The sequence below is a fragment of the Citrobacter sp. Cpo074 genome (genome assembly GCF_030332745.1).
Classification (GTDB): domain Bacteria; phylum Pseudomonadota; class Gammaproteobacteria; order Enterobacterales; family Enterobacteriaceae; genus Citrobacter; species Citrobacter portucalensis.
In genome coordinates this window covers 148,679-173,604 of the sequence record NZ_JAOWHG010000038.1, presented here as the reverse complement: position 1 = coordinate 173,604, position 24,926 = coordinate 148,679, and the positions used below count along the sequence as shown (strand labels likewise).

Here is a 24,926-nt window from a genome sequence, read left to right as displayed (position 1 = left end):
TTTTCCCAGTGTATCCTCGTCATTCAATTGCCTGCTCAATAATTAATTTCCCCTGCATCACTGATACATTCACTGCCGTACCGGTCGGAAATCCAGCTTGTTCCAGCCAGTCGCCGTTCAGCGTGAGTGAGGCGTGACGACTGATTCGTCGCGTATAACCCGTTTTTGGATCTTCATGGCGTTTTCTGACATAGCTGACTTTCAAGCGACGTACCGGTTTGGTGATTGCCACCGCTGTTTTGCCCTTTTTATCAAACATGCACGCTTCCTTGTGGTGAACGGCCAGGATTAAAAACTACTGAATAAAATGCCAGTAAAAAAGGGGGAGGGCAAACCTGAAACTGGAAGGACGATTCCACATCCGGAATGTAATAAATGAAATGAAAATATGTACTTCTGCCGGAAGGCTGTAACCCCCTCCGGCAGATCCGTCATGCCAGATCGGCACCGTTACTGGCGATGACTTTTTTGTACCACCAGAATGATTTCTTGCGTGTACGTGCCAGCGTGCCGTTGCCCGCGTCATCGCGGTCCACATACACAAAACCGTAGCGTTTGCTCATCTCACCGGTTGAGGCTGAAACCAGATCGATACAGCCCCAGGTGGTGTAACCCATCAGCGGCACGCCATCTTCAATCGCGTCTGCCATGGCGCGAATATGTTCGCGTAAATAGCTGATGCGATAGTCGTCATTGATCTCACCGTTAGCATCGATTTCATCTTTCGCTCCCAGCCCGTTTTCCACCAGAAACAGCGGTTTCTGGTAGCGGTCATACATCATATTCATGGTGATGCGCAGGCCGAGCGGATCGATTCCCCAGCCCCATTCACTGGCGGCAATGTACGGATTACGCAGCGACTTCACCACGTTGGCAGCGCTGGTATTGCCCGTGTTCATTTCAGCGGAGGCGCAGCGCGATGCGTAATAGCTGAAAGAGACGAAATCGACGGTGTTTTTCAGGATGTCGTCATCTTCCGGGGCTTTTTCGATTACCACGCCTTTTTCGCGAAAAACGCGGGCAGAGTATGCCGGGTAGGCCCCGCGCGCCTGCACATCAATGAAGAACAGGTTTTCACGGTCTTTTTCCAGTGCGGTCCACACATCTTCCGGCTTACACGAGTAAGGATAAAAATTACCGCCAGCCAGCATACAACCGACCTGGTTTTGCGGATTAATTTCATGGGCTATTTTAGTCGCCAGGGCGCTGGCTATCAGTTCGTGGTGAGCGGACTGATATTTTACCTGATCCTGATTTTCACCTTCTTCAAATACCAGCCCGGCGCCTGAAAAGGGGCTGTGCAGCATGATGTTGATTTCGTTGAACGTCAGCCAGTACTTCACCAGACCGTCAAAGGCCTCGAAGCAGGTACGGGCGTAGCGGGTAAAGAACTCCACCATTTTGCGGTTACGCCAGGAGCCGTACTCGGTGACCAGATGCATAGGTACATCGAAGTGACACAGCGTGACTAATGGCTCAATACCGTATTTTTTACACTCGGCAAACACGGCCCGATAAAACGCAATTCCGTCTTCATTCGGCGTCAGCTCGTCGCCGTTAGGGTAGAGGCGGCTCCAGGCAATGGAAGTACGAAAAACCGTAAACCCCATTTCCGCCATCAGCGCGATATCTTCTTTATAGCGATGATAAAAGTCGATCGCCTGATGGCTGGGATAAAATTCGTCATCCCGCAGCGTAAAGCGCTTTTCCTGACCCAGTTTGACGGGCATGCGGTGTGTGCCGTGGGGGATCATATCGACGGTAGTCAGCCCTTTGCCGCCTTCCCGGTATGCCCCTTCAGATTGGTTGGCGGCCAGTGCGCCGCCCCATAAAAATCCTTGCGGAAAAACAGACATAATTAACCTCAGTTCGTACCAGTCAAATGCTGGCTCCATTGATATTGCCCGGTTGTGCGGCCTGGTTTTTTCTGGCCTGCGCGGCTGCATCTTCGACAGGAATATCTTCAAAGCCGAGAATCAGCGTTAGTACAAAAGAAAGCACTACCGCCAGCGCCATCACGCCAAATACCCAAACGATGGTCATCGGATTGGCCGGATCGAAAAACTGGACGCTGGTGAACAGACCTGGAGCCGCCATGGAGTGGCTTGCAAGCCCGGCCATTCCAGCAACAGCACCGCAGATAAAACCGCTGATAAGGCTCGCAATCAGCGGACGTTTCAGGCGGATTGCCACGCCATACAGCGCGGGTTCGGAAATGCCCGCCATGATGGCTGAGGCGGCGGCCGCTAACGCCGTCTGGCGCAGCTCCGGGTTTTTGGTTTTCCATGCCACTGCCAGCGATGAACCACCTAACGACAAATTGGCGCCAATTTCCGATGGCATCACCATGCCTTCTTTTCCGGTTTCGGCAATGGTCTGAATAATGGTTGGCGTAAAGACACGGTGCATACCGGTCATTACCAGCAGCGGCCACAGCGCGCCCATAATGGCCACTGACAGCCAGCCGAGATAGCCGTGGATGGTATAGACCAGCGCTGAAATCGCGCTACCGATCCAGATACCGATCGGGCCAATGATGACGATGGCGAGCGGGGCGGCGATCAGCACGATCAGCATCGGTTTGAGGAAGTTTTTGGTCACCGCCGGAGTTATACGATCGACCCAACGTTCGATGTATGACAAGCACCAGGTCATGACCAGCGCCGGGATTACTGTGTAGGTGTATTTCACCGCCGTCACTGGGATCAGGGCAAACTCAACGTGCTCACCCTGCGCGGCCTTCGCCATCAGGTCGATAAAGCTGGGATGCACCAGTACGCCCGCGATGGCGATAGCCAGCGACATGTTGGTTTTGAATTTGATAGCGGCCGACGCGGCGACCATCAGCGGCAGGAAGAAGAATGCACCGTCGCCAATGACGGTCAGAATGGTGAGCGTGGACGATCCTTTCACCAGCACGCCGGTCATTTCCAGAACCATCGCTAGCAGCTTGAGCATTGATCCGCCGATAATCGCCGGGATCAACGGCGACATTGTGCCGATCAGCGCATCAAGGATCCCCGCGCCAATCCGCTTCAGCGTCAGTCGGGGTTTGATTTGCGGCTCAGCAGGCTGCATGTTGGCAGGCAACAGGCTGACCACTTCACGATATGCCTGCGAAACGGTGTTGCCGATAATCACCTGACATTGGTTCTCGTTGCGCACCACGCCCAGCACGCCAGTGAGGGTTTTCAGCGTTGCGCTGTCGACCTGCGAGTCATCTTTGATAACGAAACGCAAACGGGTCATACAGTGGGTCACTGCTGTTATGTTGTCGACGCCTCCCAGAGCCGTCACAACGGAGCGCGCCAGCGCTGCATAATTCTTGGACATCGGATTTAATCCTGTTTTATCAGTAGAGTACGTTATTTTTTATCCGTTTACGTGGGTCGCTTTTCTGGGTTGATGAAACGCAGATAGGAAACCGGTTCCACAAAATAATGTTTAAATTGTATTAACTGATCAAGATTTAATTTTGATCAATTTTTGTAATTGTGACTCCGATCACCAGATGTCAGCGTCTGCGATTTAGCAGCAAGGACAGCGGCAAAACGGTGCAGTACACTGCGTCACATTGAGAGAAAAGGGATGAGTAATATGACCACGATGCTGGAGGTGGCGAAGCGTGCCGGAGTGTCGAAAGCGACGGTTTCCCGGGTGCTTTCCGGAAACGGCTATGTCAGCCAGGAAACCAAAGACCGCGTGTTTCAGGCCATTGAAGAGAGTGGTTACCGTCCAAATTTGCTGGCGCGCAGTCTCGCGGCGAAAACCACGCAGACACTGGGTCTGGTGGTAACAAACACCCTTTATCACGGCGTCTATTTCAGCGAACTGCTGTTTCATACCGCGCGGATGGCGGAAGATAAAGGGCGCCAGCTGTTACTGGCTGACGGTAAGCATAGCGCTGAGGAAGAGCGCCAGGCGATCCAGTACCTGCTCGACCTGCGCTGTGACGCGATTATGATTTATCCGCGTTTTCTCAGCGTGGATGAGATAGATGACATCATCGATGCCCACAGCCAGCCGATTATGGTGCTTAATCGACGCCTGCGGAAAAACAGTAGCCATAGCGTATGGTGCGATCAAAAGCAGACCAGCTTTAACGCCGTTACCCAGCTCATTGCCGCCGGGCATAAAGAGATTGGTTTTATTACCGGCTCGATGGATTCGCCAACCGGCGTGGAGCGACTTTCAGGCTATAAAGACGCGCTGGCACATCATGGGATCGCGCTAAATAATGATCTGATTGTTAAAGGGAAATGGACGCCAGCCTGCGGCGCAGCGGGTGTGGATACTTTGCTTTCGCGCAAGGTCAATTTTACCGCATTGGTGGCCAGCAATGACGATATGGCGATCGGCGCGATGAAGCAGTTGCACGAGCATGGTGTGAGCGTTCCCGCACAGGTGTCGGTGATTGGCTTTGATGATATCGCCCTCGCGCCATACACTATTCCGGCGCTTTCCAGCGTTAAAATCCCGGTAACAGAAATGATTCAGGAAACGATTGGGCGCCTGATCTTTATGTTAGGTGACGGGGCGTTTACGCCGTCAAAGACCTTCACCGGTGAACTCATTGCGCGCGACTCAGTTGCGCCGCCCGTTTCGCGCTGACAGCTGTCATTTGTCATCGTCACTAGTGACGATGACACGCCCTTTTTGCGTTCTTCAGAATTAAATTCCTTTAAAAACAGCAAATTAAATTCTGGCACGATTTGTGTATGCTTCGGCAGATATTCTGTCATTGCTGGAGAAATTGATGAACCGTTTCATCATTGCAGACGCCAATAAATGCATTGGTTGCCGTACCTGTGAAGTGGCCTGCGTGGTATCCCATCAGGATAACCAGGACTGCGCATCGCTGACCCCTGAAACCTTTTTACCCCGCATTCACGTCATCAAAGGTGTTAATGTCTCCACGGCGACGCTGTGCCGCCAGTGCGAAGACGCGCCGTGCGCTAACGTCTGTCCGAACGGTGCGATCAGCCGTGATAAAGGTTTTGTCCACGTAATGCAGGAACGCTGCATTGGCTGTAAAACCTGCGTTGTGGCTTGTCCTTACGGCGCAATGGAAGTGGTCGTGCGTCCGGTCGTGCGTAACAGCGGCGCAGGTCTGAACGTCCGTGCAGAAAAAGCTGAAGCCAATAAGTGCGACCTGTGCCACCATCGTGAGGCCGGTCCTGCCTGTATGGAAGTGTGCCCGACTCACGCACTGATATATGTGGATCGCAATAAGCTTGAGCAACTGAGCGCGGAAAAACGTCGTCGCGCCGCGCTGGATTCCACCGCATCTTTGCTGTTCTGATAGCTGAAAATCCGCGTAAAATACGGTAGTACTTATGCCGGATGGCGGCTTTGCCTTATCCGGCCTACTGTTCGCATCCACGTAGGCCTGATAAGCGTAGCGCCATCAGGCAAACCGGGATAGATGACTGCGGGAACGACTTAATGACAATAAACAACCACTCCGGCGTACAGCTGCGTATTCGCGGCAAAGTACAGGGCGTCGGATTTCGCCCCTACGTCTGGCAACTGGCGCAGCGCTTACAACTGCATGGCGATGTGTGTAACGACGGTGACGGTGTGGTTGTGCGCTTACAGGAAGATCCGGCGGAATTTATTGCGCAGTTGCATCAACACTGCCCACCGCTGGCGCGCATTGACAGCGTTGAGAGCGAACCATTCGCCTGGACGCAGCAGCCTGCCGATTTCTCGATTCGTCAAAGTGCTGGCGGTACGATGAATACGCAAATCGTTCCGGACGCCGCGACCTGTCCCGAATGCCTTGTTGAAATGAACACCCCCGGCGAACGTCGTTACCGCTACCCCTTTATCAACTGCACCCACTGTGGTCCGCGTTTTACGATTATTCGCGCCATGCCCTACGATCGTCCGTTTACCGTAATGGCGTCATTCCCACTCTGCGCGCAATGTGACAAAGAGTATCGCGATCCGTACGACCGTCGATTCCACGCCCAGCCAGTGGCTTGTCCGGCATGCGGCCCTCATCTGGAGTGGTTCTGTGCGGGTGAGCGAGCGGAGAAAGAAGTGGCGCTGCAGGCGGCGGTATCGCGGCTGAAAGCAGGCGGTATTGTGGCGGTTAAAGGCATTGGTGGGTTTCATCTGGTGTGCGATGCGCGAAATGATAACGCCGTAGCGCTACTCAGGCTGCGCAAACACCGTCCGGCGAAACCTCTGGCAGTGATGCTGCCCTCTGATGAGGGATTGCCTGAACCCGCTCGTCGTTTGCTGACTACCCCTGCTGCGCCGATCGTGCTGGTGCAGAAACGCTATGTCGCTGCATTGAGCGAGGGCATTGCGCCGGGGTTAACGGAGGTTGGCGTCATGCTGCCAGCGAATCCGTTACAGCATTTACTCTTACAAGAGATGAATTGTCCGCTGGTGATGACCTCTGGCAACCTCAGCGGCAGGCCTCCGGCCATTACTAACGCCCAGGCGCTGGAAGATTTACATGACATTGCCGACGGTTTCCTGCTGCATAATCGCGAAATTGTGCAGCGGATGGATGACTCCGTGGTGCGTGACAGTGGGGAAATGCTGCGTCGTTCCCGAGGTTATGTGCCGGATGCGGTCGCACTACCACCAGGATTTCGCGACGTGCCGCCGATGCTGTGCTTAGGTGCTGATCTGAAAAATACTTTCTGTCTGGTGCGCGGCGAGCAGGCGGTTATCAGCCAGCATTTGGGCGATCTTAGCGATGACGGTATTCAGCAACAGTGGCGTGATGCGCTACGCCTGATCCAGAACATTTATGACTTTACGCCGCAGCGTATCGTGCATGATGCACACCCTGGCTATGTTTCCAGCCAATGGGCCAGTGAAATGGAGCTGCCAACTGAAAAGGTGCTGCATCACCATGCGCATGCCGCTGCGTGTCTTGCGGAGCACGGCTGGCCGCTCAATGGCGGTGATGTGATTGCCCTGACGCTAGACGGTATCGGTATGGGGGAAAACGGCGCGCTGTGGGGTGGAGAGTGTTTGCGGGTTAACTATCGTGAATGCGAACACCTTGGCGGCTTACCGGCGGTAGCGCTGGCGGGCGGCGATCTGGCGGCAAAACAGCCGTGGCGTAATCTGCTCGCGCAGTGCCTGCGTTTTGTTCCTGACTGGCAGCGTTATCCGGAAACATCGGTGCTGCAACATCAAAACTGGAACGTGCTGGCGCGCGCTATTGAACGGGGAATTAACGCTCCGCTGGCGTCATCGTGCGGACGACTGTTTGATGCCGTTGCCGCCGCGTTGCAATGTGCACCGGAATCATTGAGTTATGAAGGTGAAGCGGCCTGTGCGCTTGAGGCGATGGCATCGCAATGTGATGGCGTGGATCACCCAGTCACGGTGCCGCTTGATGACAATCAGCTGGACTTAGCAGTTTTTTGGCAGCAATGGCTGAACTGGCAGGCCAAACCAGCAGAAAGGGCGTGGGCGTTTCACGACGCGCTGGCGCGTGGGTTTGCCACTCTGATGCGAATGCAGGCCGAAGCGCGCGGGATTAAGACGTTAGTATTTAGCGGTGGCGTGATGCATAACCGCTTATTGTCGGCCCGTCTGGCGTTTTATCTGCGTGATTTTACCTTACTGTTCCCGCAGCGTTTACCGGCGGGCGACGGCGGGTTGTCATTGGGGCAGGGCGTGATTGCCGCAGCGCGAGCGTTGGCGCAAAAATAAAAAAAGCCCCGGGACTGGCGGGGCAAGAAAAACATGTCGGGGCATACCGACAAGTGGCAACGCACATCCATGTGCGTGAGGTTAATAAATCAGTAGCAGCGTTGCCGGGCAAAGTCGCAGGCCGGGTAAGACGCGAAGCGGCACCATCCGGCATCCCAGACTTACACAGGCAACGTTTTCAGCAGCGCAAAGGCCTCTTTCATGCGGTCTTCACTGACGACAAACGCACACAGCTGGCCCTCGTCGTTCATCCCTCTGGCAACCATTCCCTGCGCTTCGGCGGCGATGTGCCAGTTTAGATCGCGGCGCTGGGTTTCCCCGGCCAAATGCAGAGGCAGTTCTGGCGTTTTGACTTTTACCAGCATGGCTGGCAGTTTCAATGGCGCATTGCCGCCGAGCAGGTTTTTCGCCAGATACATGGCGCTCAGCTGAATCGGCTGCAGGAACGGGAGCACCTGACCGTTAATCTCCGCACAGTCGCCGAGAGCAAAAATGTCCGGGTGGCTGGTTTGCAGGTAGCTATCGACGCAGACGCCACGATTGATGTTCAATCCGGCACGACGCGCCAGTGCGGTCTCCGGGCGTAAACCGGTGGCGGCGATCACCGCATCGACTTCTACGCTGCGGCTACGATCGAGCGTGGCACAAATACCTGACGCCGTTTTCTCCAGCCCCTGAAGCTGTGATTTCAACAGCAGGTGTACGCCCATATCGGTCAGACGATGCTGTAAGCGACTGCTGACTTCCGGCGGCATCAGCGAAGCCAGAATGCTGGCGGCGTTGTCGATAAGCGTTACCGCTTTACCGGCACGACAGAAATCCATCGCCAGTTCACTGCCAATCAAGCCGCCGCCGACAATCAGTACCCGCTGGGCATCACGCAGCTGTGTTTCACAAGCGCGATACTCTTGTTGGCTGTTCAATGTGAGCATTAACTCACGTCCGGTAACCGGCGGTACAAAGGCTGACGCGCCTGTCGCCAGCACCAGTTTGTCGTACTGCCACTGCTGATCCTGGCTTTTCACTACGTGGGCATCAGCATCGATGTCGGTTACCCAGGTGTGCGGAAACAGACGCAAATTAAACTGTTCGGCAAACTCCCCCGCCGACTGGCGGGTGAGGTCGTCTGCACGCTGTGACTGACTGATAACATGGCTGAGATCGGGCTTGTTGTACTCATCCATGCTGTCCGCAGCAATCAGGGTCAGCGGGACATTTGCATCCTGCTTACGGATATTTTTGACTAACTGGCGGGCGGCGAAGCCCGAACCAATAATGACAATTCCGCGGCTCATTTTGCCTCCGTTGCCAGGACGTCGAAGACGTCTTTACCTAATGAACATTCCGGGCACAGGAAGTTGTCAGGCACGTCGCTCCACGGCGTTCCCGGCGCAACATCCTGCAGCGGTTCACCTTTTGCCGGGTCGTAAATCCACTGGCACACGCTGCACTGCATGCTAGGGCCAAGATCGGCGGCAGCCGCAGCGGCGCAAGCGCATTCTTCTTCTTTGGATGCGGCTTTCACGGTTGTTTCCGGCAGTGGCGCAAGCGCCCACTGACGCGCGATTTCACGGCCGTGCTGGCGACACAGTTCCAACGCATCCAGGTCCGGACGCCATTTCGCCTTCAGGCTCAGCGACATTTCGAAACCAGCATCCTGCAAACGCGTAGACAAACGGTCTACTGCGCCGCCGCTCCAGCCGTGTGAGCCAAAGGCGCTGGCGCGTTTGTTACGAAAACGCAGGCCGGTCATCTCTTCCACCAAACCGGCGATTTTTGGCATCATCACGTTGTTCATCGTCGAAGTACCGACCAGCACGCCTTTAGAGCGGAAGACGTTAGTCAGAACTTCGTTCTTATCGCTACGGGCGACGTTAAAGATTTTCACCGCCACGTTCGGGTCAACTTCATTGATGCCCTGGGCTATGGCGTCCGCCATCATGCGGGTGTTGTTGGACATGGTGTCGTAGAAAATGGTGATGCGGTCTTCCTGATAATCCGCCGCCCATTTCAGATACATTTCCACGATTTGCGTCGGGTTGTCGCGCCATACCACGCCGTGGGAAGTAGCAATCATATCGACAGGCAGGTTGAAGCCGAGGATCTCAGTAATTTTCGGTGTAACCAGACGGCTGAACGGTGTCAGAATGTTGGCGTAGTAACGCTGGCACTGTTCGAACAGTTCGGTCTGGTCAACTTCGTCGTTAAACAGACGTTCGTCGCAGTAGTGCTGGCCGAAGGCGTCGTTACTGAACAGCACCGCGTCGCCGGTCATGTAGGTCATCATGCTGTCAGGCCAGTGCAGCATTGGCGTTTCAACGAAGATCAGCTGTTTGCCGTTACCGATGTCCAGTGAATCACCGGTTTTCACCACGTTGAAATTCCACTCCGGGTGATGGTGATGCCCGTTGATGGAGTCAATGGCGTTGGCTGTGCAGTAAATCGGCGTGTCCGGGATGCAGGACATCAGCTCAGTCAGCGCCCCTGCATGGTCTTCTTCCGCGTGGTTAATGATGATGTAGTCGATATCCGCGAGGTCAATTTCACTGCGCAGGTTCTGCACGAATTCACGGCTAAACTTGTGGTCTACTGTATCGATCAGGACATTTTTTTCTTCACGGATGAGATAGCTGTTGTAGCTGCTGCCGCGCAGCGTTTTGTATTCAGTCCCGTGGAAATCACGAACTTCCCAGTCACGTTGGCCAACCCAATGAATGTTATTTTTAACCAGAATAGACATAGCAACCTCAGTAATTAATTCAGCGTTTTTCTAAAAAAGATGTTTTGCTTATTGCAGGTTGCGTGCCAACTTTTTATCTTTTTGATTTTAATGGTTTTATTGTTTTCTGCTTATTAAGTGGTAGTCAAAATGACTATTCATTTTATTGTCAATATGACAATATGAATTGTCAAAATGACAATGAGGTAGTCATGAGCTTTTCCGTAGACGTGCTGGCGGGCATCGCCATTGAATTACAAAGCGGTATTGGACATCAGGACCGTTTTCAACGTCTGATAACCACGTTGCGTCAGGTGCTGGAGTGCGACGCGTCGGCACTGCTGCGCTACGAGTCGCGACAGTTTATTCCGCTGGCGATCGATGGGCTGGCGCAAGATGTTCTCGGCAGACGCTTTACTCTGGAAGGGCATCCGCGTCTGGAGGCGATTGCCCGCGCCGGAGACGTGGTTCGTTTCCCTGCCGACAGCGATTTGCCAGACCCATATGATGGTCTGATTCCGGGGCAGGAGAGTCTGAAGGTGCATGCCTGTATTGGGCTGCCGTTGTTCGCCGGTCAAAATTTGATTGGTGCGTTAACTCTGGATGGCATGGAGCCCGATCAGTTCGATGTTTTCAGCGATGAGGAGCTTAGGCTGATTGCCGCGCTGGCGGCGGGTGCGCTGAGCAATGCGCTGCTGATTGAACAACTGGAAAGCCAGAATATGCTGCCAGGTTCGTCAACCAACTTTGAGCAGGTGACGGAAACCCAGATGATTGGCCTTTCGCCCAATATGATGCAGCTGAAAAAAGAAATTGAGATTGTGGCGGGGTCCGATCTCAACGTGCTGATTAGCGGCGAAACAGGGACCGGGAAGGAGCTGGTGGCTAAAGCTATCCATGAAGGTTCGCCGCGCGCGGTGAATCCACTGGTGTATCTGAACTGTGCAGCGTTGCCGGAAACCGTAGCCGAAAGTGAGCTGTTTGGTCACGTAAAAGGCGCGTTTACCGGGGCTATCAGCAATCGTAGCGGTAAGTTTGAAATGGCTGACAATGGGACGCTGTTTCTCGACGAGATAGGCGAACTCTCGCTGGCGCTACAGGCTAAGCTGCTGCGCGTATTGCAGTACGGCGATATTCAGCGCGTGGGTGACGATCGCAGCCTGCGCGTGGATGTGCGGGTGCTGGCGGCGACGAACCGTGATTTACGCGAAGAGGTGCTGGCCGGGAATTTCCGCGCGGATTTGTTCCACCGTCTGAGCGTCTTCCCCCTTTCTGTACCGCCTCTTCGTGAGCGCGGCGAAGATGTGGTGCTGCTGGCCGGCTATTTTTGCGAGCAATGCCGACTGCGGCTGGGTCTTTCCCGCGTGGTGCTAAGCCCCGGCGCGCGTAGCCATCTGCTGAATTACGGCTGGCCCGGAAACGTGCGCGAGCTGGAACATGCCATTCACCGGGCGGTTGTTCTGGCCAGGGCTACCAGGGCAGGGGATGAAGTGGTGCTGGAGGCGCAGCATTTTGCCTTGCAGGACGAAGGTCCGGCTCCGCAGGCGGCGGAAGTTGTTGCGGAGATCCCGCAACATCACAATCTGCGTGAAGCAACAGAGTCGTTCCAGCGGGAGATAATCCGCCGGGCACTGGCGCAAAATAATCACAGTTGGGCGGCAAGTGCGCGGGCGCTGGAAACAGACGTTGCCAACCTGCACCGGCTGGCGAAACGTCTGGGTCTGAAGGATTAGATAATACCGGCCTGATAGAAATCCTGCAGGTTGATAGCACCGGTGAGTTTACCGTTTTCATCGACCACCGGTGCGGCAGTGATTTTACGCTTCATCAGGATCTCTTTGGCGTCAATCGCGCGGCTCTGCGCCTGCAGCGTAATTCCATTCTGAGTCATAGCTTCGCTAACCTGGGTGGTGAGCGCTCCGCCGCCAACCAGCCAGCGGCGCAGGTCACCGTCGGTAAAGACCCCTTTCACCAGTGACTGGTCGTCGCAGACCGCGACCAGGCCAAGACCCGTGCGGCTGAGTTCCAGCATCGCGTCCATAACGCTGGTGGTGAGCTTCACCTGAGGTATGGCATCGTCACGGCGCATCAGATGATGCACTTTATTTAACAGACGAGCGCCCAGCGCACCTGCCGGATGTGAGCGGGCAAAATCTTCTTCGTTAAAGCCGCGCGCCTGCATTACGGCGATCGCCAGCGCGTCGCCCATCATCAACGTATTTACGGTGCTGGACGTCGGTGCCAGGCGCATCGGACAGGCTTCGCGCTCAACGGAAATATCCAGCACGGCTTTGGCTGCCAGACCCAACGGTGAGGTCGGTTTTCCGGTCATTGCCAGCAGTGCGACGGATTTGTCTTCCAGGCGTGGGATGATGAGATCCAGCTCTTTCGCACCGCCGGAGTAGGAGATAAACAGCATGACATCACGGCTTTCGATCATCCCTAAGTCGCCGTGCAGCGCTTCCGCCGGATGCACAAAAAAGGCGGGCGTGCCGGTACTGGCGAGGGTCGCCGCAATTTTTTTGCCAATATGACCTGATTTACCAATACCGGAGACAATGACTTTGCCTTCACAGTGGATAATCGTATTGGCGGCGCGGACAAAATCATCGCCCAGGCGTTCTGGCAGTCGGCTGGCTTCCTGTAGTTCCAGCATTAACGTCTGACGGCCCGCGTTCAGTAGTGCATCACTCATTGGTTTCTCCGGTTATGATCACTTCAATCCCTTTTGCTTCCAGCGCCTGACGAAACGCAGGATCGATGCCCGCATCGGTAATCAGCTTGTCGACGCTTTCCAGACTGCATACAACATTAGGGCTTTTGCGCCCAAATTTTGACGAGTCAGCCATCAGAATCACTTCGCGAGCGGCATTGCACATCGCTTTACTGACGCTAAACACCTCATTAAAGGTGGTCACGCCGGCATTGAGGTCAATGCCGTCGGTGCCCATGAAGAGTTTATCAAAGCTGAACTGCTCAAAGGCGTTTTCTGCCAGCTGACCGTGAAATGACGCAGATTTTTTGCGAAAGGTCCCGCCGGGCATCAGGATAGTTTGCTCGTTGTCCAGCTCCGAAAGGGCGTTAACAATGTGCAGACTGTTGGTCATGACGGTGATGTTGCTAAAGCGCGTGAGCATCGGCACCATCTGCAGTACGGTGCTACCCGCATCCAGAATAATAGAGTCGCCATCGTGTATAAAACGGACGGCGGCTTCGGCAATCTGCTCTTTTTTATGCGTATTGATTAGCGTTTTGTGATCGATTGGCGGGTCGGATTCGTCTTTATTTAATACCACGCCGCCATAGGTACGAATGACGGTTCCGGCATTTTCCAGAATGACCAGGTCTTTGCGAATGGTCGTGCCGGTCGTGTCAAAGTAGTGGGCCAGTTCTTCAACCGAGCATTTGCCCTGCTTTTGCAGATGCTCCAGTATGGCAGCCTGACGCTGACGAGGTTTCATAGGCGTGATTACCCTGACTTAATAAGTTGCAAAATGATAATTTCGCAAGCTATTAGCATTCACAACGAAATTACCCATGTTTCAGTTTAAGCGCCAATGATAGTGCATTCTGTGATAACGGATCATGGGGAAAGATCACATCAGGCTGTAAATCATCAAGATGTTTGCCCATTATCGTGGCAATTTTGCCTGGTCGGGCGAATACCGTAAGACCTTTCATAAATAACGTGTCGGTCACCCGTTGCTGCTCATCCAGCGCAATGGCTACCACCACGCGCGGTTTAAAACGCCCACCGGAGCGACCAACACCAACCCGACCTTGCTGGCAGAGTTGATCGAACGCCTGGTTAAAGCGGGATATTTGCCAGCCACCAAGCGCCAGTTGCAGGCACCAGGCGATAGCGGCGACGGTAATCAGTGCGGAAACCATTATGTACTCCTTTGATTTTGCCGGATAAGCGCAGCCGCCATCCGGCAATTCAACATTAAAACATCACCTGACCGCCGGTCACGTTGATGGACTGCCCGGTGCAGTAAGAGGCTTTTGGACTGGCGTAAAACAGCAGCATGTTCAGTACGTCCTGATAATCGCAGCCGCGTTTAAGCGGAACCTTATCAATGTAGTACTGCTCCACTTCGTCTGGCTTAAGGCCCAGCTTGGTCGCATATTGCGGTAATAACGACTGAAACATTGGTGATTTCAGTAGGTTGCCGAGCATCAGCGAATGTACGGTGATCCCGTACTCCGCCAGATCCAGCGCCAGCGACTGGGTTAAGCCCACGCCGCCAAATTTTGCCGCGCTGTAGCCTGAATTGTGTTTGCTGCCCACTTTCCCTGATTTTGAGTTGATCTGGATAATGCGTCCCTGCACGCCATCGCGGATCATCAGGCGTGAAAATTCACGAGCACAGAGGAAGTAGCCGACCAGATTGACCTGCAGCGAGCGGTCGAAATCCCCAAGCTGAAAGTCGCTGATAAACGCGGCTTTAGCGATACCCGCACTGTAAACCAGCAGATCGACACGACCGAATATTTCATCCACTCCGCGCGACAGCGCCAGCACGCTCTGTTCGCTGGTGGCATCTGCGCCAAAACCGTACGCGGTACCTTCGCCAAACTCGGCGTTAATTTCTTGCGCGACGTTGGCAGCTTTATCGCTTTGAATATCCACCACCGCGACGCGGTATCCTTCTGTCGCAAGCCCACGGCAAAGGAATGCCCCCAGGGTCTGGCCTCCACCAATGACAACGGCAACCTGATTCATTTTTATCTCCTTCAATCTTAAGCAACAAACTTCAAAATACAGCCCGGGGTGATACCGTCCGGGACGGGGCCCGCAACGTGTACAGTGCCGGGGAATTCCGCTTCGCTCTGCCCGTCAAAGCGCAGGGTGATATGCCCGAGTTCACGTAAGTTTTGTTCCGCCACGCTGCCAACGGCTGTGACCGGGTAGTGGTGCTGGCCCAGTTCAAACTGGATCCCTGCTTGTAAAGAGCCGTTCAGGTCCCCGTGGCAATGGATGTAACAAAACTCTTCGATATCCGCTGGCGCGCCTTCACGAAAGGTAATCAGCATCTGGTCGCACAGTGCATCCGGGGCGCTCTGGCCGATACGGGTAATGGTGGTTTGATAAATTACGGTCATTTTTGAATGCCCCTTATTGGTAAATAAAGCCAGAAACAAACCAGGCGATGAGAACGGTAGGTGCGCCGGTCAGAAAACGGCTCACCAGTACGGATGGCACGCCGACGCGAACAGTGTCCTGACGCGCTTCGGCCAGCGACAACCCAACCGGAATAAAGTCACATGCAGCTTGGGCGTTAATGGCGAACAGGGCAGGTAGTGCAAGATGCGGAGGAATGTTCCCCAGACCAATCTGTACACCGATCAGCACGCCGATAACCTGGGCGATAACCGCACCGGGGCCGAGGAAAGGCGACAGCAGCGGGAAAGAGCAGATCAGCGCCAGAGTAACCAGTCCCAACGGATGGCTGGCCAGCGGCGCGAGTCCATGGGCAATCCAGTCTCCCAGACCCGAAGCCATAATGATGCCGATCAGTGCCGAGACGAACGCCATAAATGGCAGAATAGTTTTCAGGACGGTATCGATGGTGTCACGTCCGGACTGGAACAGAACCGCAACGGCTGAACCCATGCCCATTCCCACTTTTGCCAACAGGCCGTCGCTTTGTTCGGTAATCTTTTTACTGGTGTCGTAATCGCGACCGATAGTGCTGCTTGCAGGTTGCGGCGCAGCGGATGCCTCGCCGACAATCGTGATGTTTTCTTCTTTCACGCCAGAGACATAGATATCTTCGACAATGTACTGAGCCAGCGGGCCGGATTTACCCGTAGCGTGAATATTCACCGTCGGTATACGGCGTTTGGGATAGATCCCACAGCGCAGCGTGCCGCCGCAGTCGATGATCGCCACACCAATTTCGTTCTCCGGTGGCTCGCCCTCTTTGAAGCCATCAACTGCCTGCCAACCGGTCAGGCTTGCTATCCTGTCGACTATTGCGGGGCGAGTTCCTGCGGTGATATAGACAATTTTCTTGCCCGGAATGGCATCCAGTTCAAGGGGGCCACCCCAGCCGCCGGTGCCTTTTTCAATACGAATACGTGTCATGATGTTGCTCCCGCCAGATGCACCTTCTGTTCAAGTTGAATGCCCATTTTTTTCTCGAAGATAGTGGTGGTGAAATCGGTCACCCAGCCGCGGAAGAAGTTAGTCACCAAACCGACCAGCAGGTAGCTCACCGCCAGTGGGCCAAGCGGAAGCCCCAGCGTGGTCAGGCCGCTGGCGATCCCCAGATAGACAAAGAGTTCGCCGGGGTTGATGTGCGGGAATAAGCCGTTCATGGAATGGCAACTGTAAGAGGCGGCGGCGTAGTAGCTGGGCTTGTATTTTTCTGGCATAAAGCGACCCAGACTCAGCGTCATCGGGTTACAAAATACAAATGTGCCGATGCACGGCAGCAGCAAATAGCGGGACAGTGGATTTCCGGCGCAGCGCTGAGCAAAACGTTCAATACGCTGCTGGCCGATAAAGTTAATCAGCGCATTCATGATGACCAGCAGGCTAATCAGCAGGGGAAGAATACCGGTCACCATACCGGTAAACACTTCTCCGCCTTTCTGGAACAGCCCGATAAACCACTCAGCACCGAGTGTGATGGTGTCGATCATTATTCTCTCCTGTAGGGATTTTAGTTATCTTGCCAAACGGTGGCTAATTTTAATCAGATCGAAAGATATAAAAGTGTTATTTTGATCTCAAAATGAAAGATAAATATTTTAATTTGAAAGTTATTGCGTGAAAGCTCGCAAATGTGAAGGTCAGAGATGAAAGGGGATGTAAATTCTGTGAAGGAGAGCGACTACCGCTTCCTTGTATGGCGGAGGATGCTTTACCATACTTCTCCCAGGCTGAATTTGTTTAATGGATGTCTCATGTTCAAGCGTCGTTATGTAGCGTTACTCCCCCTTTTCGTACTGCTCGCTGCCTGTAGCAGCAAACCTAAACCTTCAGAGACTCAAACGACTACGGGTGCGCCATCCGGCGGCTTCCTGCTTGAGCCACAGCACAACGTCATGCAAACGGGCGGTGATTTTGCCAATAATCCGAACGCGCAGCAGTTCATCGAAAAAATGGTCAACAAGCACGGCTTTGACCGCCAGCAGTTGCAGGAGATCCTGTCGCAGGCCAAGCGTCTGGACTCGGTATTGCGTTTGATGGACCGCCAGGCACCGACGACTCAACCGCCAGCCGGTCCTAACGGCGCATGGCTGCGCTACCGCAAACAGTTCATCACGCCTGACAACGTGCAAAATGGTGTGGCCTTCTGGAATCAATATGAAGATGCGCTGAACCGCGCGTGGCAGGTCTATGGTGTTCCGCCGGAAATTATCGTTGGCATTATCGGCGTTGAAACGCGTTGGGGCCGCGTGATGGGTAAAACGCGGATTCTGGATGCGCTGGCGACGCTGTCGTTTAACTATCCTCGTCGTGCGGAATACTTCTCTGGTGAACTGGAAACCTTCCTGCTGATGGCGCGAGATGAAAGCGACGATCCGCTCGATTTGAAAGGTTCTTTTGCCGGCGCGATGGGCTACGGCCAGTTTATGCCGTCTTCCTATAAGCAATATGCCGTTGATTTTAATGGTGATGGCCACATTAACCTGTGGGATCCGGTTGATGCCATCGGTAGCGTGGCGAATTACTTCAAGGGCCACGGCTGGGTGAAAGGCGATACGGTCGCGGTGCCGGCAAATGGTCAGGCACCTGGGCTGGCGAACGGCTTTAAAACCCAGTACAGCATTTCTCAGCTTGCTGCGGCGGGTCTGACACCACAGCAGTCGTTGGGTAATCATCAGCAGGCCAGCCTGCTGCGCCTGGATATTGGTACCGGCTATCAATACTGGTATGGGCTGCCGAACTTCTACACCATCACCCGCTACAACCACAGTACCCACTACGCGATGGCCGTGTGGCAGTTGGGTCAGGCGGTCGCGCTGGCGCGCGTGCAGTAATCGCTCCACCGGCCTACAGGAAGAAATCTCTTGTAGGCCGGATAAGATGCCCTGACATTGTCATCCGGCAGGTCTTATTAATGCAACGGAGCAATTTTTGGAATCCCCCTCGTAAAACGTTCTCTCCATCCCCACATTGGTTATGAAAGTGCTATCTTGTCCGGCATATTTTTTAACTGACAGAGGCTGAAATGACCGACAGTGAACTGATGCAGTTAAGTGAGCAGGTTGGCCTGGCGCTGAAAGCGCGTGGGGCGACCGTTACGACGGCGGAGTCCTGCACCGGCGGCTGGGTGGCCAAAGCGATTACGGATATTGCCGGAAGCTCCGCCTGGTTTGAACGCGGGTTTGTGACCTACAGCAACGAAGCCAAAGCACAGATGATAGGCGTGCGCGAAGAGACGCTGGCCCAGCATGGGGCGGTGAGCGAGCCTGTAGTGGTGGAGATGGCGATTGGCGCGCTAAAAGCTGCCCGCGCGCATTTCGCGGTCTCGATCAGCGGTATTGCCGGGCCGGATGGCGGCAGTGAAGAAAAGCCCGTGGGTACCGTATGGTTCGCCTTTGCCAGCGCGAGCGGCGAGGGGATTACGCGTCGGGAATGCTTCAGCGGCGATCGCGACGCGGTACGTCGACAGGCGACCGTCTACGCGTTACAAACCCTGTGGCAACAATTTCTACAAAATACTTGATACTGTATGAGCATACAGTATAATTGCCTCAACAGAACATTATCTATCACGTTTCGCGGTTTAACCCGAAAGCGGCATGACAGGAGTAATTAATGGCTATCGACGAAAACAAACAGAAAGCGTTGGCTGCAGCGCTGGGTCAGATCGAAAAGCAATTCGGTAAAGGCTCCATCATGCGCCTGGGTGAAGACCGCTCCATGGATGTGGAAACTATCTCCACCGGTTCGCTTTCTCTGGATATCGCATTGGGCGCGGGCGGTTTGCCAATGGGCCGTATCGTCGAAATCTACGGGCCTGAATCCTCCGGTAAAACAACGCTGACCCTGCAGGTTATTGCCGCTGCGCAGCGTGAAGGTAAAACCTGTGCATTTATCGATGCGGAACACGCGCTGGATCCGGTCTATGCCCGTAAGCTTGGCGTTGATATCGACAACCTGCTGTGTTCTCAGCCGGATACCGGTGAACAAGCGCTGGAAATTTGTGATGCGCTGGCGCGCTCCGGTGCGGTTGACGTTATCGTTGTCGACTCCGTTGCCGCATTGACGCCGAAGGCAGAAATCGAAGGTGAGATTGGCGACTCTCACATGGGCCTTGCGGCGCGTATGATGAGCCAGGCGATGCGTAAGCTGGCCGGTAACCTGAAGCAGTCCAACACGCTGCTGATTTTCATCAACCAGATCCGTATGAAGATTGGCGTTATGTTTGGTAACCCGGAAACCACCACCGGTGGTAACGCCCTGAAATTCTATGCGTCTGTTCGTCTGGATATCCGTCGTATTGGCGCGGTGAAAGAAGGCGACAATGTGGTCGGCAGCGAAACCCGCGTTAAGGTTGTGAAAAACAAAATTGCAGCACCGTTCAAACAGGCTGAATTCCAGATCCTTTACGGTGAAGGCATCAACTTCTACGGCGAACTGGTTGACCTGGGCGTGAAAGAGAAGCTGATTGAAAAAGCCGGTGCATGGTACAGCTACAACGGTGAGAAAATCGGTCAGGGTAAAGCGAATGCGACCAACTGGCTGAAAGAAAACCCGTCAACTGCGAAAGAAATTGAGAAAAAATTACGTGAGTTACTGCTCAATAACCAGGATTCAACGCCTGATTTCTCCGTTGATGACAGCGGCGAAGACGTAAAAGAAACGAACGAAGATTTCTGATAATCTGTTTTGAATCGCATGTTGTGAATCACATATAGTAAAGGGCTGCATATCATGCAGCCCTTTTTCATTTCTGAAGGCTTACTATGACAGAAGCAACTTCCCGCCGTTCTGCTTATTCCCGACTGCTTGACCGTGCCGTACGCATTCTGGCGATGCGCGACCACAGCGAGCAGGAACTGCGGCGCAAGCTGGCCGCTCCGGTGATGGGGAAAAATGGACCAGAAGAAATTGATGCCACGCCGGAGGATTACGACAAGGTCATCGCCTGGTGTATTGAAAGTCGTTATCTGGATGATGATCGTTTCGTGCAGCAGTTTATCGCCAGCCGTAGCCGCAAAGGTTATGGACCAGCCCGAGTGCGCCAGGAATTAAACCAAAAAGGGATCGCACGTGAAGCTATCGAGCGGGCCATGCGTGAGTGCGAAATTGACTGGGCAGTGCTTGCACGCGAGCAGGCCATTCGTAAGTACGGTGAACCTTTACCTGTCGATTTTTCAGATAAGATAAAGGTCCAGCGTTTTTTGCTCTATCGCGGCTATCTGATGGAAGATATTCAGGCAATATGGCGAAATTTTGACGATTGACCGCATACGGGATTTTACTTCCCAGTAAAGAAAACTTATCTTATTCCCACTTTTCGATTGCCAGAGGCGCAGTTTGCGTGCCGATGCTGGTAATGACATTTCGTTAGCTTGATTTCTTCAGGATAATTATGAGCAAGAGCACCGCTGAGATCCGTCAGGCGTTTCTCGATTTTTTCCATAGTAAAGGACACCAGGTAGTTGCCAGCAGCTCCCTGGTACCGAACAATGACCCTACTTTGTTGTTTACCAACGCCGGGATGAACCAGTTCAAGGATGTTTTCCTTGGCCTCGACAAGCGTAATTATTCCCGCGCAACCACCTCGCAGCGTTGTGTACGTGCGGGCGGTAAGCACAATGACCTGGAAAACGTCGGTTACACTGCACGTCACCACACTTTCTTCGAAATGCTGGGCAACTTCAGCTTCGGCGATTACTTCAAACACGACGCTATTCAATATGCATGGGAACTGCTGACCGGTGAAAACTGGTTTGCCCTGCCAAAAGAGCGTCTGTGGGTAACCGTCTATGAAACTGACGATGAAGCCTATGAAATCTGGGAAAAAGAAGTCGGTATTCCGCGCGAACGTATCATCCGTATCGGTGATAACAAAGGTGCGGCTTATGCTTCAGACAACTTCTGGCAGATGGGTGATACCGGTCCTTGCGGTCCATGTACCGAAATTTTCTACGACCACGGCGACCATATCTGGGGTGGACCTCCGGGAAGCGCAGAAGAAGATGGGGATCGCTACATTGAGATCTGGAACATCGTCTTCATGCAGTTCAACCGTCAGGCTGACGGCACCATGGAACCGCTGCCGAAACCGTCCGTGGATACCGGTATGGGTCTGGAGCGTATTGCGGCCGTGCTGCAACACGTTAACTCCAACTATGAAATCGACCTGTTCCGCTCACTGATTGAATCCGTGGCGAAAGTCACTGGCGCAACCGATCTGAGCAACAAGTCTCTGCGCGTTATCGCCGACCATATCCGTTCCTGTGCATTCCTGATTGCCGATGGCGTTGTGCCGTCGAATGAAAACCGTGGCTATGTGCTGCGCCGTATCATTCGTCGCGCGGTACGTCATGGCAACATGCTGGGCGCGAAGGATACCTTCTTCTACAAGCTGGTTGGTCCGTTGGTGGACGTCATGGGCTCTGCAGGTGAAGAACTGAAGCGTCAGCAGGTTATGGTTGAACAGGTTCTGAAAACCGAAGAAGAGCAGTTTGCGCGTACTCTGGAGCGTGGTCTGGCGCTGCTGGACGAAGAACTGGCAAAACTGTCTGGCGATACGCTGGATGGCGAAACCGCATTCCGTCTGTATGACACCTACGGTTTCCCGGTTGACCTGACGGCAGACGTTTGCCGCGAGCGTAACATTAAGGTTGATGAAGCGGGCTTTGAAGCTGCAATGGAAGAACAGCGCCGTCGTGCGCGTGAAGCCAGCGGTTTTGGCGCAGACTACAATGCGATGATTCGCGTTGATGGCGCCTCTGAATTTAAAGGCTACGAGCACCTGGAACTGAACGGCAAAGTGACCGCGCTGTTTGTTGATGGTAAAGCGGTAGACGCAATTAACGCAGGTCAGGATGCCGTTGTCGTACTGGATCAGACGCCGTTCTATGCGGAATCTGGTGGTCAGGTTGGCGACAAGGGTGAGCTGAAAGGCGCAGGCTTCGCGTTTGCCGTTAGCGACACGCAGAAATATGGCCAGGCCATTGGTCACATTGGCAAGCTGTCTGCGGGTTCTCTGAAAATTGGTGATGCGGTACAGGCTGATGTGGATGAAGCCCGTCGTGCGCGTATTCGTTTGAACCACTCCGCAACGCACCTGATGCACGCAGCGCTGCGCCAGGTTCTGGGCACACATGTGGCACAGAAAGGTTCGTTGGTTAACGATAAACTGCTGCGCTTCGACTTCTCTCATACCGAAGCAATGAAGCCTGCTGAAATCCGTGCCGTTGAAGATCTGGTGAACGCGCAAATCCGTCGCAACTTGCCGATTGAAACGAACATCATGGATCTCGAAGCGGCAAAAGCCAAAGGCGCAATGGCACTGTTTGGCGAGAAATATGACGACCATGTGCGCGTTCTGAGCATGGGTGATTTCTCTACCGAATTGTGTGGCGGTACTCACGCCAGCCGTACGGGTGATATCGGTCTGTTCCGCATTGTGTCCGAGTCAGGTACTGCGGCAGGCGTTCGTCGTATTGAAGCCGTAACCGGTGAAGGTGCTATCCAAACCGTGCATGCTGAGAGCGATCGCTTAAGCGATGTTGCGCAGCTGCTGAAAGGCGATAGCCAGAATATCGGTGACAAAGTTCGTTCCGTGCTGGAGCGTACTCGTCAACTGGAAAAAGAATTGCAGCAATTGAAGGAACAGGCTGCGGCGCAGGAGAGTGCAAATCTTTCCAGCAAAGCGGTTGATATCAACGGCGTGAAGCTGCTGGTCAGCGAACTCGCGGACGTTGAGCCGAAAATGTTGCGTACCATGGTTGATGATCTGAAAAATCAACTGGGGTCTACCGTTATCGTTCTGGCAACGGTAGTGGAAGGTAAGGTTTCTCTGATTGCGGGTGTGTCTAAGGACGTGACAGATCGCGTGAAAGCAGGGGAACTGGTTGGAATGGTCGCTCAGCAGGTCGGCGGTAAGGGTGGCGGTCGTCCGGACATGGCGCAAGCCGGTGGTACGGATGCAGCGGCTCTGCCTGCAGCGTTAGCCAGTGTGAAAGGCTGGGTCAGCGCAAAACTGTAATAATTATAAGCGTAAGTCGACGCTGCGGACTTCAATCCGCAGCGTTTGAATCAACGCTATCGACAACGATAAAGTCAGGTTGAAGTTGTGTATATCGGCTAAACTTAGGTTTAACAGAATGTGATGCCGTGACTGCTTACACTTAGGTGTTTGTCATCGCTTACTTTTTGGCGTTATATGATGGATAATGCCGGGATACAGAGAGACCCGACTCTTTTAATCTTTCAAGGAGCAAAGAATGCTGATTCTGACTCGTCGAGTTGGTGAGACCCTCATGATAGGCGATGAGGTCACCGTGACAGTTTTAGGGGTGAAGGGCAACCAGGTGCGCATTGGCGTAAACGCCCCGAAAGAAGTTTCTGTCCATCGTGAAGAGATCTACCAGCGTATCCAGGCTGAAAAATCCCAGCAGTCCAGTTACTAAGGTTTTCGCGTCTCACCTTTCTGGTGAGGCGCAACCTGATTGAGTTACTCTTTTTCTTCTCTTTTCTTCTTCGTCTTCCCCATTTTTTCGATTCCACTGCGCGTAATGCCTTTTCCTGCGAAGTTTCCGTTTGTTCACTCCTTCAGAAAATTGCCAATTTATCTGTTGATAAAACACTCTTTTTGCCGTTTTTGCAGACTAATTGCGCGTGAAATGTGCAAACGATAAAAGCTCTGGAAAAATTGTTTGACTTATAAGTCCCAGAAAGTAATATGTGCGCCACGCAGCGACGATGAGCAGAAACAAGTTCTTCGAAGCACTCGCAAGAGGCGTGTTGGTGAGGTGGCCGAGAGGCTGAAGGCGCTCCCCTGCTAAGGGAGTATGCGGTCAAAAGCTGCATCCGGGGTTCGAATCCCCGCCTCACCGCCATTTGCATCCGTAGCTCAGCTGGATAGAGTACTCGGCTACGAACCGAGCGGTCGGAGGTTCGAATCCTCCCGGATGCACCATATTACTTGATAGCGCTTTAGCAGCGACATCAAATCTGCAGTAAAGTAAGTTTCCCTGATGCATCCGTAGCTCAGCTGGATAGAGTACTCGGCTACGAACCGAGCGGTCGGAGGTTCGAATCCTCCCGGATGCACCATCTTCTCCGAGGCAACAGCAAAACTGTTGTTTCATGGTCTGCGAGATAATCGCGAGCACCAGGGAGGATAACGTTGCTTTAGCAACGGCCCACAGGGCGAGGCGCAGCCGAGTAATCCTCCCGGATGCACCATCTCTTACTTGATATCGCTTATCACGATATCAATATCGGCAGTAAAGCAAGTTTTCCGATGCATCCGTAGCTCAGCTGGATAGAGTACTCGGCTACGAACCGAGCGGTCGGAGGTTCGAATCCTCCCGGATGCAC

22 protein-coding genes and 4 tRNA genes are annotated in these 24,926 nt (G+C 53.7%); 14 read left to right on the top strand and 12 right to left on the bottom strand.

Annotation, left to right across the window (positions count from 1 at the left end):
• Positions 1 to 19: 19 nt before the first annotated feature.
• The 3 genes from OGX83_RS22565 to ascF all read right to left on the bottom strand — a co-directional run bounded on the left by OGX83_RS22565 (position 20) and on the right by ascF (position 3,333).
• Positions 20 to 259, bottom strand: a complete 240-nt coding sequence (locus tag OGX83_RS22565; protein WP_008785630.1) for a SymE family type I addiction module toxin — start codon at positions 257 to 259, stop codon at positions 20 to 22.
• A gap of 172 nt (positions 260 to 431) precedes the next feature.
• Positions 432 to 1,856 carry a 6-phospho-beta-glucosidase gene (locus OGX83_RS22560; RefSeq protein WP_032945485.1) on the bottom strand — a complete coding sequence of 475 codons (1,425 nt, stop codon included), beginning with the start codon at positions 1,854 to 1,856 and terminating at the stop codon, positions 432 to 434.
• A gap of 22 nt (positions 1,857 to 1,878) precedes the next feature.
• A complete protein-coding gene (gene ascF, locus OGX83_RS22555) occupies positions 1,879 to 3,333 on the bottom strand; it encodes a PTS cellobiose/arbutin/salicin transporter subunit IIBC (protein WP_032944740.1) in 1,455 nt (484 codons plus the stop codon).
• Positions 3,334 to 3,597: 264 nt separating this feature from the next.
• Here ascF and OGX83_RS22550 point away from each other — a divergent pair, with 264 nt between their 5' ends.
• From OGX83_RS22550 to hypF, 3 genes are all read left to right on the top strand, one after another.
• The gene (locus OGX83_RS22550; RefSeq protein ID WP_079934226.1) at positions 3,598 to 4,611 is read left to right on the top strand and encodes a LacI family DNA-binding transcriptional regulator; all 1,014 of its coding nucleotides are present in this window, start codon (positions 3,598 to 3,600) and stop codon (positions 4,609 to 4,611) included.
• A 145-nt stretch (positions 4,612 to 4,756) separates the two neighbouring features.
• Complete coding sequence (gene hydN, locus OGX83_RS22545) at positions 4,757 to 5,302, top strand: electron transport protein HydN (protein ID WP_003037366.1); 546 nt, start codon at positions 4,757 to 4,759, stop codon at positions 5,300 to 5,302.
• A gap of 143 nt (positions 5,303 to 5,445) precedes the next feature.
• A complete protein-coding gene (gene hypF / locus OGX83_RS22540; RefSeq protein WP_286589224.1) occupies positions 5,446 to 7,686 on the top strand; it encodes a carbamoyltransferase HypF in 2,241 nt (746 codons plus the stop codon).
• Positions 7,687 to 7,847: 161 nt separating this feature from the next.
• On the opposite strand, the gene norW is transcribed toward hypF, so the two are convergent.
• Together norW and norV are read right to left on the bottom strand one after the other, a co-directional pair.
• Positions 7,848 to 8,981 (bottom strand): NADH:flavorubredoxin reductase NorW, encoded by a 1,134-nt coding sequence (norW, locus tag OGX83_RS22535; protein WP_079934228.1) that lies wholly within the window; start codon positions 8,979 to 8,981, stop codon positions 7,848 to 7,850.
• Complete coding sequence (norV, locus tag OGX83_RS22530) at positions 8,978 to 10,426, bottom strand: anaerobic nitric oxide reductase flavorubredoxin (RefSeq protein WP_008785624.1); 1,449 nt, start codon at positions 10,424 to 10,426, stop codon at positions 8,978 to 8,980. Before norV ends, norW begins: the two co-directional genes overlap by 4 nt.
• A 191-nt stretch (positions 10,427 to 10,617) precedes the next feature.
• Here norV and norR point away from each other — a divergent pair, with 191 nt between their 5' ends.
• Complete coding sequence (norR, locus tag OGX83_RS22525) at positions 10,618 to 12,138, top strand: nitric oxide reductase transcriptional regulator NorR (RefSeq protein ID WP_071445672.1); 1,521 nt, start codon at positions 10,618 to 10,620, stop codon at positions 12,136 to 12,138.
• On the opposite strand, the gene gutQ is transcribed toward norR, so the two are convergent.
• The 7 genes from gutQ to srlA form a co-directional block, all read right to left on the bottom strand.
• Positions 12,135 to 13,100, bottom strand: a complete 966-nt coding sequence (gutQ, locus tag OGX83_RS22520) for an arabinose-5-phosphate isomerase GutQ (RefSeq protein WP_003825938.1) — start codon at positions 13,098 to 13,100, stop codon at positions 12,135 to 12,137. The two genes, norR and gutQ, sit on opposite strands and share 4 nt — an antisense overlap.
• The gene (srlR, locus tag OGX83_RS22515; protein ID WP_003037350.1) at positions 13,093 to 13,866 is read right to left on the bottom strand and encodes a glucitol operon DNA-binding transcriptional repressor SrlR; all 774 of its coding nucleotides are present in this window, start codon (positions 13,864 to 13,866) and stop codon (positions 13,093 to 13,095) included. Before srlR ends, gutQ begins: the two co-directional genes overlap by 8 nt.
• A gap of 70 nt (positions 13,867 to 13,936) precedes the next feature.
• Positions 13,937 to 14,296, bottom strand: coding sequence for a transcriptional regulator GutM (gutM, locus tag OGX83_RS22510; protein ID WP_079934230.1), 360 nt, complete (start codon positions 14,294 to 14,296; stop codon positions 13,937 to 13,939).
• Positions 14,297 to 14,351: 55 nt separating this feature from the next.
• Entirely contained in the window at positions 14,352 to 15,131 is a 780-nt protein-coding gene (gene srlD / locus OGX83_RS22505; RefSeq protein ID WP_003037345.1) for a sorbitol-6-phosphate dehydrogenase, read from the bottom strand.
• 17 nt (positions 15,132 to 15,148) lie between these two features.
• Positions 15,149 to 15,511 carry a PTS glucitol/sorbitol transporter subunit IIA gene (gene srlB, locus OGX83_RS22500; protein WP_079934231.1) on the bottom strand — a complete coding sequence of 121 codons (363 nt, stop codon included), beginning with the start codon at positions 15,509 to 15,511 and terminating at the stop codon, positions 15,149 to 15,151.
• A 13-nt stretch (positions 15,512 to 15,524) separates the two neighbouring features.
• Positions 15,525 to 16,496 carry a PTS glucitol/sorbitol transporter subunit IIB gene (srlE, locus tag OGX83_RS22495; protein ID WP_008785620.1) on the bottom strand — a complete coding sequence of 324 codons (972 nt, stop codon included), beginning with the start codon at positions 16,494 to 16,496 and terminating at the stop codon, positions 15,525 to 15,527.
• Positions 16,493 to 17,056 carry a PTS glucitol/sorbitol transporter subunit IIC gene (srlA, locus tag OGX83_RS22490; protein ID WP_003037339.1) on the bottom strand — a complete coding sequence of 188 codons (564 nt, stop codon included), beginning with the start codon at positions 17,054 to 17,056 and terminating at the stop codon, positions 16,493 to 16,495. Before srlA ends, srlE begins: the two co-directional genes overlap by 4 nt.
• 264 nt (positions 17,057 to 17,320) lie before the next feature.
• Here srlA and mltB point away from each other — a divergent pair, with 264 nt between their 5' ends.
• The 10 genes from mltB (at position 17,321) to OGX83_RS22440 (ending at position 24,925) form a co-directional block, all read left to right on the top strand.
• The gene (gene mltB / locus OGX83_RS22485; RefSeq protein WP_003037336.1) at positions 17,321 to 18,400 is read left to right on the top strand and encodes a lytic murein transglycosylase B; all 1,080 of its coding nucleotides are present in this window, start codon (positions 17,321 to 17,323) and stop codon (positions 18,398 to 18,400) included.
• Between the two features lie 191 nt (positions 18,401 to 18,591).
• Positions 18,592 to 19,089: a nicotinamide-nucleotide amidase gene (pncC, locus tag OGX83_RS22480; protein WP_048225249.1), complete on the top strand. Its 498-nt coding sequence runs from the start codon at positions 18,592 to 18,594 to the stop codon at positions 19,087 to 19,089.
• Between the two features lie 92 nt (positions 19,090 to 19,181).
• On the top strand, positions 19,182 to 20,246 hold the full coding sequence (recA, locus tag OGX83_RS22475; protein WP_057068120.1) for a recombinase RecA: 1,065 nt from the start codon (positions 19,182 to 19,184) through the stop codon (positions 20,244 to 20,246).
• A gap of 86 nt (positions 20,247 to 20,332) precedes the next feature.
• A complete protein-coding gene (gene recX, locus OGX83_RS22470; protein ID WP_008785618.1) occupies positions 20,333 to 20,833 on the top strand; it encodes a recombination regulator RecX in 501 nt (166 codons plus the stop codon).
• 128 nt (positions 20,834 to 20,961) lie between these two features.
• The gene (alaS, locus tag OGX83_RS22465; protein ID WP_008785617.1) at positions 20,962 to 23,589 is read left to right on the top strand and encodes an alanine--tRNA ligase; all 2,628 of its coding nucleotides are present in this window, start codon (positions 20,962 to 20,964) and stop codon (positions 23,587 to 23,589) included.
• Between the two features lie 238 nt (positions 23,590 to 23,827).
• Entirely contained in the window at positions 23,828 to 24,013 is a 186-nt protein-coding gene (csrA, locus tag OGX83_RS22460; RefSeq protein WP_000906486.1) for a carbon storage regulator CsrA, read from the top strand.
• Positions 24,014 to 24,349: 336 nt separating this feature from the next.
• A tRNA-Ser gene (locus tag OGX83_RS22455) sits at positions 24,350 to 24,442 on the top strand.
• 3 nt (positions 24,443 to 24,445) lie between these two features.
• A tRNA-Arg gene (locus tag OGX83_RS22450) sits at positions 24,446 to 24,522 on the top strand.
• Between the two features lie 60 nt (positions 24,523 to 24,582).
• Positions 24,583 to 24,659: transfer RNA gene (locus tag OGX83_RS22445), tRNA-Arg, on the top strand.
• Positions 24,660 to 24,851: 192 nt separating this feature from the next.
• Positions 24,852 to 24,925: transfer RNA gene (locus OGX83_RS22440), tRNA-Arg, on the top strand.
• Position 24,926 lies beyond the last annotated feature (1 nt).